Source organism: Amycolatopsis sp. 505, from assembly GCF_031625235.1.
Lineage (GTDB): Bacteria > Actinomycetota > Actinomycetes > Mycobacteriales > Pseudonocardiaceae > Amycolatopsis.
The window spans coordinates 438,290-450,209 of sequence record NZ_JACKQP010000003.1; the positions used below are offsets into that span (position 1 = coordinate 438,290).

Consider the following 11,920-nt stretch of genomic DNA (forward strand, 5'->3'; position numbering starts at 1 on the left):
TCACCCGTGGCCGAGGACGGCGCGGGCGGCGGTCTCGCCGGAGCGGACCGCGCCGTCCAGGTATCCGTTCCAGTGGTCGGAGTGCTCGGCGCCCGCCCAGTGCACCCGGCCGAACGGCCGGTCGCGCCAGGGGCCGAGCTCGGTCAGCACGCCGGTCCCGGGCACGGACGTCGGCCCGCCGCGGGTCCATTCTTCGCCGACCCAGTCCTGTTCGAAGTACTCCACCGGCCGCAGCGCGGGCTTCCCGACGGCGGCGGCGAAGACGCGCAGGACGGCGGCACGTCGTTCGCGGGGCGGCCGGGCCGCCCAGAGGTGCCACTGCGGGCCGCCGAGGAAACCCATGAGGACACCGGGTTCGCCGTCGGGCGGGGAGTTGTCGAACATGGAGCAGATCGGGGAGGGGTGCCGGAACACGGCCTGGCCGTTGAGCCCGTCGGCGCGCCAGAACGGCTCGGGGTAGACGGCTTCGCACTTCATCAGCGCGCCGAAGGCCATCCGGGAGAACAGCGCGTCCTGCTGCGGTGGCAGCAGCGGGCGCCAGGAGATCCGGGTGGCCAGCGCGGGCGGGACGGCGACGACGACGTGCCGCGCGTGCCAGGTGTCCACATCGGACTTGACGGTCACCGAGCCCGCGTCCTGCTCGATCGCCCGCACCGGGGCGCCGAGCACCACGCGGCCGTCGAGCTCCTCGGCGATGCGCTGCGAGATCAGCTGGGAGCCGCCGGCGAAGCGGGATTCCTGCGCGCCGCCGGTGACGCCGATGCCGCGTTCCAGCGTGCCGGGCGTGGTTTCGTTGCCGAACCCCGCGATGTACCAGAGGCTGTAGAGCAGGGAGGTGTCGGCGGCACTGCCGCCGAAGGCCGAGCCGAGCAGCACGTTGACCAGGTCGAGCGCGCCGGTGCCGGCCGTGGTGTGCCGGAGCCAGCTTTCGAACGTCACGCTGTCCCACGCCCGTGCCTTGGGGGCGCGCCACGGCGCGTCGAGGGGGATCTTCCGGGCCAGCTGGTCGATCCGCCGCATGGCGATGCCGAGATCGGGCAGGGCCAGGGGATCGGGCGGGATGTCGCCGCGGTACCGGCGGGCCCGGTCGCCGTGGACGTATACCGACGCTCCCCGGGTGTGGGCGGGGAACGTCTCGACGCCGACCTGCTTGGCCAGCGCGAGGACGTGGTCCTGGGTGGGGCCGGCGAACTGCCCGCCCGCCTCGACCACCTTGCCGTCGCCGAGGTCGTGGTTCAGGGTGCGGCCGCCGACCCGGTCGCGGGCCTCCAGGACGACGACGTCCCGGCCGGCCGCGGTCAGCTCGCGGGCGGTGGTGAGCCCGGCCAGGCCCGCGCCGACCACGACGACGTCAGTGCGGCGCATCGGCGGCCTCCAGCGTCGGCGTGGCCGCGGCGAAGGCGTCGGCGGCGGCCAGGTCGAACTCGCCGTGGTCGCTGCCCAGGCCCTGGGCGACCAGGGCCGCGGCGGCGGAGCCGAGCACGGCGGCGTCCCGCGGGGACCGGCCGAGGCCGACGCCGCGGAGGAAACCGGCGGAGAAGGCGTCCCCGCAGCCGGTGGTGTCGACGACGTCGACCGCGAACGCGGGGACGGTGATCACCTCGTCCGCCGTGATCACCAGGGCGCCGCGGGCGTCCCGCGTGACGGCGACGCAGCCGACCCCCTGCCCGATCAGCGCGCGAGCGCCGTCTTCGAGGGTGTCGGCGCCGGTGAGCCCGAGGACCTGCTGTTCGTTGGGCAGCAGGTAGTCGAGGTGCGGCAGGGCCGGCGCGATCCAGGCGAGGACGCCGGGGTCGCCCGGGGCGAGCAGGTCGGCCGAGGTGACCACGCCGGCCGCCCGCGCGGGGGACAGGATCTTCGCCGCGTTGTCCCCGCCCATCAGCTCGGGCGCGCCGAGGTGCAGATGGGTCGCCCGGGCGACTTCGGCTTCGGCGATGTCGTCGGGACCATAGGTGAGGTTCGCGCCGGGGACGTGGAAGGCCGGACGGCTGCCGTCCGGGCGGATGGGCAGCACCGACGCCGAGGTCTGCACGGCTTCGCGGCGGACGACCAGGGACGTGTCGATCCCGAACTTGGCGAGCATGGCCAGCAGCAGGTCGCCGATGGGGTCGGTGCCGATCGCGCCGGCGGTGCGGACGGTCGCGCCGAGCTTCGCCAGCGTCAGCGCGGTGCCGGCGGCGGTGCCGGCCGGGCCGAAGCGGATCTGCTCGACCAGGGCGGCGCCCTGCCCGTCCGGGATGGCCTCGACCGGCCGGACCTGCACGTCGAACACGTGCGCGCCGAGCGTGATCACCGTTTGCGTCACCGATCCTCCTCGATCCGTTTGGTGCTGCCGTAACCGCGTCGCAGCGCGGCTTCGACCACCGCGGTCTGCTGGGCGGCGTCCAGGGTCCGGGGGGTGCCGATCGCGGCGGCGTTCCGGTAGAGCTCGCAGGCCCACTCGAGCAGCAGCGCGTTGTCCACCGCGGCCTGCAGCGTCGGGCCGTGCACGACGGCGCCGTGGTTGGCCATCAGCGCCGCCGACTTGCCGTCCAGCGCGGTCCAGACGTGCTCGGCGAGCTCGTCGCTGCCGAAGACGGCGAAGGGTGCGACGCGGATGGCCCCGCCGAGCAGGAGCTGCTGGTAGTGCACGCACGGGAGTTCGTCGAGCACGAGCGACACGGCGGTGGCCTGCGGCGAGTGGGTGTGCACGACCGCGGCGGCGCCGGAGCGGCGGTAGATCCCGAGGTGCAGTTCGAGTTCCGAGGTCGGCGCGAGGTCCCCGGCGACCACGGTCCCGTCGAGGTCGACGACGGTGACCTGGTCCGCGGTGGCCCGCCCGAGCACGACGCCGGTGGCGGTCACGGCGACGTGCTCGCCGGCGCGCACGCTGACGTTGCCGGCGGTGCCGATCAGCAGCCCGGCGCCGGCCAGGTCCTGACAGGCGGCGACGACGGCCCGCCGCTCGGCCTGCAGGAGCGCGGTGTCCTGGGTCATCGGCTCAGCGTAGGCCAAACATGAAACAAAGTCACGTTCAGGTTTCGCGAGCCGCGGCAACGGGGGGCGATCGACGCCCGCTGCGGTCGCTGCCGGCGTCCGTCGCTGGAGTCCACAGTGGTCACTGCCGCTGGTGAACCGGACGCCTCCCAGGCCCGTGTAAAGGGGCGGGTGTGGAGCGGAAGTACGGGAGATCGCCGTTGGCTGCCATCGAAGAACGCCGGAACCTGGGCGAAACGCCGGGCTGGAACGTCGATCCGGTGCTCGTCCTGACGTTGGTCCTGTTGGCCGGTTTCCTGGCGCAGGGCCCGGTTCGGCGCCTGTTGTCCACCCCGGTCATGCAGAGCTGGATGACGGTGTTCGTGGCGGTGGTCGTCCAGGCGCTGCCGTTCCTCGTCCTCGGCGTGCTGCTCTCGGCCGGGCTCGCGGTCTTCGTGCCGCCGTCGTTCTTCACGCGCGTGCTGCCGAAACGGCCGTTGCTGGCGGTGCCGGCCGCCGGGCTGGCCGGGGCGGTCCTGCCCGGCTGCGAATGCGCGTCGGTGCCGGTGGCCGGGGCGCTGGTGCGCGGCGGCGTGCAGCCGTCGGCCGCGGTGGCGTTCCTGCTGTCGGCACCCGCGATCAACCCGGTGGTGCTGACCGCGACGGCGGTCGCCTTCCCCGGCCAGCCGCGGATGGTCGTCGCCCGGTTCGCCGCGAGCCTCGCGGCGGCGTGCGTGATGGGCTGGCTGTGGCAGCGGCTCGGCCGTCCGGACTGGCTGCGGCCCCGCGCCCACGACCACGGCGCGGGCGGCGGCCGGGGAGAGGCGTTCTGGGGATCGGTGCGGCACGACGTCATGCACGCGGGCGGGTTCCTCGTCGGCGGCGCGATGGCCGCCGCGACTCTGAAGGCCGTGGTGCCCGCCTCCTGGCTGCACGCCGCGGCCGGCCACCCGGTCGTCGCGGTCCTGGCCCTCTCGGCCCTCGCGGTGCTCCTGTCGATCTGCTCGGAGGCCGACGCGTTCGTCGCTTCGTCGCTGACGCAGTTCTCACCGACGGCACGGCTGGCCTTCCTGGTCGTCGGCCCGATGATCGACCTCAAGCTGTTCGGCATGCAGGCCGCCACGTTCGGCCGCGGGTTCGCGCAGCGGTTCGCGCCGGTGACCTTCGTCGTGGCCGTGGCGGCCGCGGTCGTGACCGGGGCGGTGCTGCGGTGAACCGGACCGTGCAGGCGATCCTGCTGTTCCTGGTCGGCGGCGTCCTGCTGCACGCCGGCCTCACCGGGCTGTACCTGCGGTACGTCAAGGCCGGCCTGCAACCGCTGGTGCTGGCCGCGGGCGCGGTGCTGGTGGTCGCGGCCGTCGCGACCGCCTGGTACGCCCGGCGGCGCCCGGGCGGGCATCCGGCGCCGCGCGTTTCGTGGCTGCTGGTGCTGCCGGTGTTCGCGCTGATGCTCGCCGCACCACCGGCTTTGGGGTCCTACAGCGCGATGCGCGCCGGCACGGCGGTGACGGCGCCGCGGATCCTCACCCCGCTCCCGGACGGCAACCCCGTCCGCCTGACGATGATCGACTACGCGGACCGCGCGGTCTACGACCACGGGCGGTCGCTGGCCGGCCGGACCGTCACGATCACCGGGTTCGTGGCCTTCGACCGCGACGGCACGCCGTACCTGGTCCGGATGCTGCTGAACTGCTGCGCGGCCGACGCCCAGCCGGTGAAGGTCGGCCTGACCGACCGCGTTCCGCCGGTGCTGCCGCCCGATGCGTGGCTGGAGGTCACCGGCGCGTACACCGGCCGGCAGGCCACGGACCCGGTCAACGGCGGCACCATCCCGTTCGTCGACGTCGGCCGGGCCCGGCCCGTCGCGCCGCCTGCCGATCCCTACGAGAGCCTCGGCTAGCGCGGCACCTCCGCTCACCTACCGGCCTGCGGGCCGATCATCGAGTTGACGTCGATCGGCGACGGGATCGCGCCGAGCTGCAGCAGCAGGTCGGGAACCCGTTGCAGGCGGCGGGAATCCAGGACCGCGCCGTAGCCCGGCAGGGTGAGCAGCTTGGCGGTGTCCTCGTCGATCTTGGCGAACCGCACCAGCAGTGGCTCGACCTTGGCGCGGTCGAACAGGGCGTCGTGCGTCGCTTTCTGCATGGCGCGCTGGAACGCGGCCAGGGTCTTCGGGTTCTCCTTCACCCACTTCCGCGTCGCACCGTAGCCGGTCAGCGGGAAGTCCTGGGTCGCGCCGCTGTTGATGTCGATCACCGGGATCGCGCCGGCCGTCTTGGCGGCCTGCGTGATGTAGGGCTCCGGCAGGTACGCGGCGTCGGCCTGGCCCTGCTGCAGCGCCGCGGCGATGTTGGGCAGCGGGATGAGCACCCATTTCACCTTGCTGAAATCGACGTTGTGATCTTGCATGATCGAACGGGTGAGGAGATCCGAAGCGGTGTTCTTGGCCGTGATGGCGATCTTCGCGGTGGCCAGGTCGGTGATTGTTTTCACCGGCGAATTCGGGACCGTGACGATCGCGTTGGACTTCGCGTTGACCGACGTCGCGTCGGCGACCAGCTGCATGTCGGCGGCGCCGGTGCTGCGGGCGGTGAAGAACGGCGGGTAGGTCGAGAACGCGATGTCGACGTCGCCCGAGATCGACTTCGACAACGAGGCCTGGCCGCTGGCGGCGATGACGGACTCGACGGAGAGTCCCTCGGCCTGGAAGTAGCCCTCGTCCTGGGCCAGCCAGAACGGTGCGAGGTCGGTGGTGGGCAGGATCGAGACCTTCAGCGCCGACTTCTCCAGCCCGCTGCCGCTCGACGACGTGCTCGAGCCGGTCGCGCCGAGCGCGCCGCAACCGGTTACGACCGTGACGACCGCGAGAGCGAGTGCGGCGCGAAAACGGGCATTGGTCCTGACTATTCCGAACAAGGTCTGCTCCTCGAAGGAGATGACAGTTGATGTACCGGCTCCAAGGAAGGTCCGTGATTCACTCCCCGGCGTCAGGCGGGCAACTGTAGGGATCCCGGCAGCCCTTGACAATGCGTGATGCCGCCGGATCGGGGAATTCACCACAATGGCGGCACGAATACTAGATCGACGATCTTGCGCTCTCCGCGGTCACCGAGCGCTCGCCGCGAGACTCGACGAAGGTGTGGACGGAGTGCGAAAAACGTGGCCGGAGGGGCACCGGCAAAGCGGAAACAACAGATCGACTGCCATATCCCGGGACCGCGAACCCGGTGTAGTTGCCGCGCCGAAATCGAACTCGGCGGCGGGGTTTTCCCGCCGTTGTCTGCTAAAGCAGGTAATAGCCGCGAAGGTGTCGAAATCGTCGATGGTGCCGCCTCGCCGGCAGCGGCCGGCCGGCGCGGGCGAAGTTCACCTGTCCGTGGAAGCGTTGTCAACGGGCTGCGACACAAGGGATTCGTCGGCCGCCCGCCGGGCCGTCCCGCGGCTTGTCCGGACCACCCGCACCGGCGGTGACCTGCGGTTCCGGGGCCGGAGATCCGGCGCGCCCGGCCGGGTGAATCACGCCCGGATCACGAATCGGCGCATTTGCCGAATGGGAGGTTTACGCGCCGGGAACGCCGGACGACCGGCCGGCGTTCCGGGCTGGCCAAGTGGTCCTCTTGTTGGGGAACAGGTTTTACTTCTAAAATCCCCCGTGTGCGACCGCTTACGGACGGTACGGAGCTACTGGTCGGCCGGGACAGCGAGCTGTCCCGGCTGGTCGCGTGGATCCGGGACGTCGCCGCGGGTCGCGGCCGCGCCGTGCTGGTCGACGGTGAGCCCGGCATCGGCAAGTCCGCGCTGGTCCGGTCCGCCTGTGTGGCCGCCACCGACGCGGGCTGCCAGGTGTACTGGGGCGCCGGCGACGAGCTCGGGCAGGCCCTGCCGCTGCTGCCGCTCCTGGACGCACTGGAGATCACCCCGGCCACGCGGGATCCGCGTCGTGACGCCGTTTACGAGCTGCTGGGCGGCGGCGCTGTCGCCGGCAAGGGCGCCGACCTCGCCGCCGCGGCCGCCGAGCAGCTGATCGCGCTGGTGGACCAGCTGTGCCAGGACGGCCCGGCCGTGCTGGTCGTCGACGAGCTGCAGTGGGCGGACAGCACGACGGTGGCGGTGTGGAGCCGGCTCGCCCGCCTGGTCCGGCAGCTCCCGCTGCTGCTGATCGGCGTGCTGCGGCCGGTACCGCGCCGCGACGACCTGCGCTCGCTCTTCCGGATCGTCCGCCCGGCCGAGCGGCTGCGGCTGACCCGGCTCGCGGAACCGGCCGTGCTCGAGCTGGTCGCCGCGCTGGCCGGCGGCAAACCGGGGGCCCGGCTGGAGGAACTGGCCGCCGGGGCCGCCGGGAATCCGTTGTACCTCACCGAACTCGTCGACGCGCTGACCAGGAGTTCCTGCCTGGAGGTCGACCACGCGGGGATCGCGGAGCTGACCGGCGCGGCCACGCCGGACTCGCTGCCGGAGGCGATCGCGGACCGGCTGGGCTTCCTCACCGAGCCGGCGCGGGAAGTGCTGCGGACGGCGGCGCTGCTCGGTGTCGGGTTCTCGGTCGCGGACCTGATGACCGTGACGAACTCTTCGCTCGCCGAGCTGCTGCCCGCCCTCGACGAGGCCCGCGCCGCCGGCGTCCTGGTGGCGGCGGGCGACGACCTGGAGTTCCGGCACCCGCTGATCCGCACGGCGTTGTACGACGAGATGCCGACGGCGGTCCGCGTCGCCTGGCACCAGTCGGCCGCGTGGGCGCTGGCCGAGGCGAGTGCCCCGGTCGAGCGGGTGGCGCGGCAGCTGCTGCCCATGGTGTCCACAACGGACACTCGTGTGCCGGTCCCGGACTGGGCCGTGCGGTGGCTGCTGAAGGTGGCCATGCCGCTGATCGGCCAGGCGCCGGTGGTCGCCGTCGCGCTGCTGAGACGGGCGGTGCGGGATGCGCCCCTCGACGACGCGGTGACCGGTGCGCTGGCCTGCCGGCTGGCCGACGCCTACTACCGGGTCGGCAACGTGGCCCAGGCCGAGCGGATCGCCTGCCGCGCCTTGGATCGCGTCCGCGACCCCGACGTGCGCGTCGACCTGCACACGACGGTCGTGCAGAGCCGCGGGACGGCCGGCCGCGCCGCCGAGTCCCTGCCCGCGCTCAACGAGGCGCTGAACCAGCCGGGGCTGCAGGCCCGGCACCGGGCGCGGTTGCTGGTGCTCATCGCGCGGATCCGGCGCGTCCAAGGCGAGATCGACGCGGCCGGCCGGGCCGCCTCCGCGGCACTGGCGGAGCTCGGCGAAGCGGAAGACCGCTGGGCGACGGGGTGGGCGTTGCACGTGCTGAGCCAGTGCGCGATGGCCCGCGGCGAGTGGGCCGCCGCGCTGCCGCTGTTCGAGCGCGCGATCGCCGTCGTGCGGGGCGACCCCACGCTGATCGAACTCACCTTGCTGCTGCGCATCAACCAGTCGGTCACCTACGGCGCGCTCGACCGCTACGCCGACGCGCTCACCGCGGCCGGGCAGGCGCGCGACCTGGCCGAGCGCACCGGCAGCGAGGCGCGGCTGACGCAGGTCCAGAGCGCGATCGGGCAGCTGATGCTGGGTGCCGGCCGGTGGGACGACGCGCTGGCCGAGGTGGACGTCGTGCCGGACGACCACAAGGACCCGGGCGTGGTGTGCTGCGACCACGGCGTCGCCGCGATCATCCACTTCCACCGCGACGAGTCGGCCGCGGCCCGCCGCCACCTCGACGTCGCGGCGCTGCATTCCGAACGCGTCGGTGACGAGGTGGTGGAATCCCTGGTCCGCGCCCGCAGCCTCGCCTTCGAGCACGCGGGCGCGCCGGACCGGGCGCTCGCCGTGCTGACGGCGGTACCGGCCGGCGAAGACGCGGGGGAGGAGCGCCTCGGCGACGCCGCCCGCCTGGCGATGACGATCGGCGACGTGCAGACCGCGGCGGAGATCGAGGCCCGGGCCCGCGGCATCGCCGCCGACTCGGCGGTCCCGCACCGCCGCGCGCTGGCCCTGTACTGCCGCGGCCTGCTCGAGCGCGACGGGACGACGTTGCTGCGAGCCGCCGACGGCTACGCGGACGCGGGCCGCCCGCTGTCCCAGGCCAAAGCCTTGGAGGCGGCCGCACTGGCCTTCGCCGAAGCCCGGCCGGAGGACCGCGGTTCGGCGCGGGCGGCGTTCATCCGCGCCATCGACCTGTACGCGGAGCTGGACGCCCAATGGGACGTGGCGAGGCTGCGCGCCCTGTTCCGCGCCTTGGGCATCCGCCGCGGGCCGAAGGTGAAACACCGTGAGGCCACGCACGGCTGGGACAGCTTGACGCCGACGGAGGGCCGGATCGCGGCGCTGGTGGTGGAGGGCCTGTCGAACCCGCAGATCGCGGCCCGGCTCTACCTGTCGCCGCGCACGGTGGGCACGCACGTCTCGCACATCCTGACCAAACTGGGGGTGCATTCGCGCATCGACATCGCCCGCGAAGCCGCCCGCCACCAGTCCGCTTCCGGCTGAGCTGCGCCCCGGCCGGGTACGGCAGCGGCTCGAACGTCGCGAATGACTCATTCGGGACCTCCGACGTCCCGAATGAGTCATTCGCGGCACCGGTGGCGGGTCGTGACTGCCGTCGGGTGCCCGGCGCGGCCGGATCAAGCAGCGACCTCCGGAGCGTCGTCCTGCGGATGCACGACGAGCGGCGGGGTGGCCGCGGGCTCCGGCTCAGGGGCCGGCTTCGGGTCGGGCGCCGGCTCCGGCTGGGGGGCCGGCTCCGGAGTCGGTGCCGGGGTTCGGCGGAACACCGCGATGTGCCCGCTCACCATCTGGCCGAGCAACACCGCCAGGACCAGCATCAGCGGTGTCCGCCACGTGCCCGTCCCCGTGTGCAGCCACCCGCAGACCAGCACCCCGAAGCCCGCGATGACGTACCCCACCCCCTGGACCACCGCGGACAGCGCCACCGAGCTGTCCTTGCTGCGCAACGAGATGGTCGTCAGCGCGAACGCGAGCGCGCCCATGCCCGTTCCGGTCGCCGCGGCCCACAGCCAGGGGGCCGCCGCGGGCGCCAGGAGCAGCCCTGTCACGCCGATCACGTTCGGCGCGGCCAGGACGACCACGAGCAGGGTCTGGTTGCGCCAGCGGCGCGTCCAGCCCGGCACCAGCCACATCATCGGCAACCCCATCGCCATCGACAGCGCGAGGCACGCACCCGCCGTCGCCGACGGGACGCCGGCGCTGCGCAGGATGCCGGGCAGCCAGCCCATGACCAGGAACGTCACCGTCGAAATCAGTCCGAAGTGGAGGGTCAACGCCGACGCCCGGACGGCGCCCGGTGCGGTCCGCGGCGACGCGAACTCGCCGGGCGTGCGCTGCCAGACCTGCTGGGCCACCAGCGCCGAGGCCGCCCACACGCCCAGGGCGACCCGCCACGACGACGACATGACCGCGGTGGGCGTGACCAGGGCGCCGGCCGTGCTGCCCACCCCCAGCCCGAACGTGAAGGCGGCGGACCCCTGCGCCAGCAACGGCAGCATGGTGCCGAGCACGGCGATGGACAGGCACGCGAGCGCCGTCCCGATCAGGAGTTCCACCGAACCCCCCAAGACCCGCCCGGCCAGCGACAGGATCAGCCCGACGAGGGCCACGGTGACGGTCCGGTGCGTCCCCACCCGGCTGCACAGCCACGGCGTCGCCCAGCCGCCGAGGCCGATCGCCCAGAGCGGCAGGGCGACGAGCACCGCGGCGACCAGGCCGCCGGCGACGGAGATGTCCGGCAACGCGGCGCCGAGACTCGTGACGGCCGGCCGCAGGTTGAGTGCGAGAACGAAGATGACCAGAGTGGAGACCGTGGTGGTAGCACGCGACATCGCTCCTCCTCGGGTGTCGAGGCCGGAGCGGCAAACTCCGTAGAGCAATGTTTCGTGGTGCGCGCATTTCAGACATCCGTCACCTGACGGATGAACGAGATTTTGTTGTCCCTCAACGATTGCGGGCCCGGCGAATGGGCGTGCATCGGCACGGCCGGACGCCTCGGGCACGGGACCTCCGTCCAATCCGGTCACGGTCCGTGGTGACGAAATCCCCATCGTGGAACGGAGTTTCCACGAGTGGCGCAGTGGGGACGCCGGGAACAGCAGCGTCGTCACTGTGGATCACCGTGCCCGAGTACTTGAAACGTAACAACCGATCGTAGTAGCGTCAACGCGCAGGAAATTGAAACCTTTCAATACGGAGGTGCGCGATGCGGGTGAGCGGATGAAGGTCGCCGTGCTGGTCACCTGCATCAACGACGCGCTGTTCCCCGACACCGGCAAGGCGGTGTTCCGGCTGCTGCGCCGCCTGGGCGTGGACGCGGACTTCCCGCAGGCGCAGACCTGCTGCGGCCAGCCGATGGTCAACACCGGCTACCTCGACGAGGCCGTGCCGGTGGTCCGCGCGTTCACCGGCGCGTTCGCCGGGTACGACCACGTCGTCACGCCCTCGGGTTCGTGCGCGGGGTCGGCCCGGCACCAGCACGGCCTGGTCGCCCGGCGCGCGGGGGAGCCCCGGCTGGCCGAGGCGGGGCCGAAGGTCCACGAGCTGAGCGAATTCCTCGTCGACGTCCTCGGCGTGACCGACGTCGGCGCGTACTTCCCGCATCGCGTCACCTACCACCCGACCTGCCATTCGCTGCGCATGCTCGGCGTCGGCGACAAGCCGCTGCGGCTGCTGCGGGCCGTGCGCGGCCTCGACCTCGCCGAGCTGCCCGCCGCCGAGGAGTGCTGCGGGTTCGGCGGCACCTTCGCCGTCAAGAACGCCGAGACGTCGACCGCCATGGGCGCGGACAAGGCCCGGCACGTCCGCGCCACCGGAGCCGAGGTGCTGGTGGCGGGCGACAACTCCTGCCTGCTGCACGTCGGCGGCCTGCTGTCGCGGCAGCGGTCCGGCGTCCGCGTGCTGCACCTGGCCGACGTGCTCGCTTCGACCGAGGAGGACGCGTGAGCGCCACGTTCGTCGG

At 72.9% G+C, this 11,920-nt stretch carries 9 protein-coding genes; 4 read left to right on the forward strand and 5 right to left on the reverse strand.

Annotated elements, in window-relative coordinates; all coding sequences use genetic code 11:
* Genes H5965_RS13575 through H5965_RS13585 form a run of 3 tightly spaced genes read right to left on the reverse strand, consistent with a single transcriptional unit; the run spans nucleotide 1 to nucleotide 2,976 of the window.
* Entirely contained in the window at nucleotides 1-1,365 is a 1,365-nt protein-coding gene (locus H5965_RS13575) for an FAD-dependent oxidoreductase (protein ID WP_310970022.1), read from the reverse strand.
* A complete protein-coding gene (locus H5965_RS13580; RefSeq protein ID WP_310970023.1) occupies nucleotides 1,352-2,305 on the reverse strand; it encodes a carbohydrate kinase family protein in 954 nt (317 codons plus the stop codon). Before H5965_RS13580 ends, H5965_RS13575 begins: the two co-directional genes overlap by 14 nt.
* Nucleotides 2,302-2,976: a class II aldolase/adducin family protein gene (locus tag H5965_RS13585; RefSeq protein ID WP_310970024.1), complete on the reverse strand. Its 675-nt coding sequence runs from the start codon at nucleotides 2,974-2,976 to the stop codon at nucleotides 2,302-2,304. Before H5965_RS13585 ends, H5965_RS13580 begins: the two co-directional genes overlap by 4 nt.
* Nucleotides 2,977-3,176: 200 nt before the next feature.
* Here H5965_RS13585 and H5965_RS13590 point away from each other — a divergent pair, with 200 nt between their 5' ends.
* On the forward strand, nucleotides 3,177-4,169 hold the full coding sequence (locus H5965_RS13590) for a permease (RefSeq protein WP_310970025.1): 993 nt from the start codon (nucleotides 3,177-3,179) through the stop codon (nucleotides 4,167-4,169).
* Nucleotides 4,166-4,855, forward strand: coding sequence for a TIGR03943 family putative permease subunit (locus H5965_RS13595; protein WP_310970026.1), 690 nt, complete (start codon nucleotides 4,166-4,168; stop codon nucleotides 4,853-4,855). Before H5965_RS13590 ends, H5965_RS13595 begins: the two co-directional genes overlap by 4 nt.
* A gap of 14 nt (nucleotides 4,856-4,869) precedes the next feature.
* Here the strand turns inward: H5965_RS13595 and H5965_RS13600 are convergent, their stop codons facing one another.
* Entirely contained in the window at nucleotides 4,870-5,871 is a 1,002-nt protein-coding gene (locus tag H5965_RS13600) for an ABC transporter substrate-binding protein (RefSeq protein ID WP_310970027.1), read from the reverse strand.
* Nucleotides 5,872-6,609: 738 nt separating this feature from the next.
* Here H5965_RS13600 and H5965_RS13605 point away from each other — a divergent pair.
* Nucleotides 6,610-9,441 carry an AAA family ATPase gene (locus tag H5965_RS13605; RefSeq protein WP_310970028.1) on the forward strand — a complete coding sequence of 944 codons (2,832 nt, stop codon included), beginning with the start codon at nucleotides 6,610-6,612 and terminating at the stop codon, nucleotides 9,439-9,441.
* A 134-nt stretch (nucleotides 9,442-9,575) separates the two neighbouring features.
* Here the strand turns inward: H5965_RS13605 and H5965_RS13610 are convergent, their stop codons facing one another.
* Nucleotides 9,576-10,790 (reverse strand): MFS transporter, encoded by a 1,215-nt coding sequence (locus H5965_RS13610; RefSeq protein ID WP_310970029.1) that lies wholly within the window; start codon nucleotides 10,788-10,790, stop codon nucleotides 9,576-9,578.
* Nucleotides 10,791-11,178: 388 nt separating this feature from the next.
* On the opposite strand from H5965_RS13610, the gene H5965_RS13615 reads away from it, so the two are divergent.
* Nucleotides 11,179-11,904, forward strand: coding sequence for a (Fe-S)-binding protein (locus tag H5965_RS13615; protein ID WP_310970588.1), 726 nt, complete (start codon nucleotides 11,179-11,181; stop codon nucleotides 11,902-11,904).
* The last annotated feature ends 16 nt before the right edge of the window (nucleotides 11,905-11,920 follow it).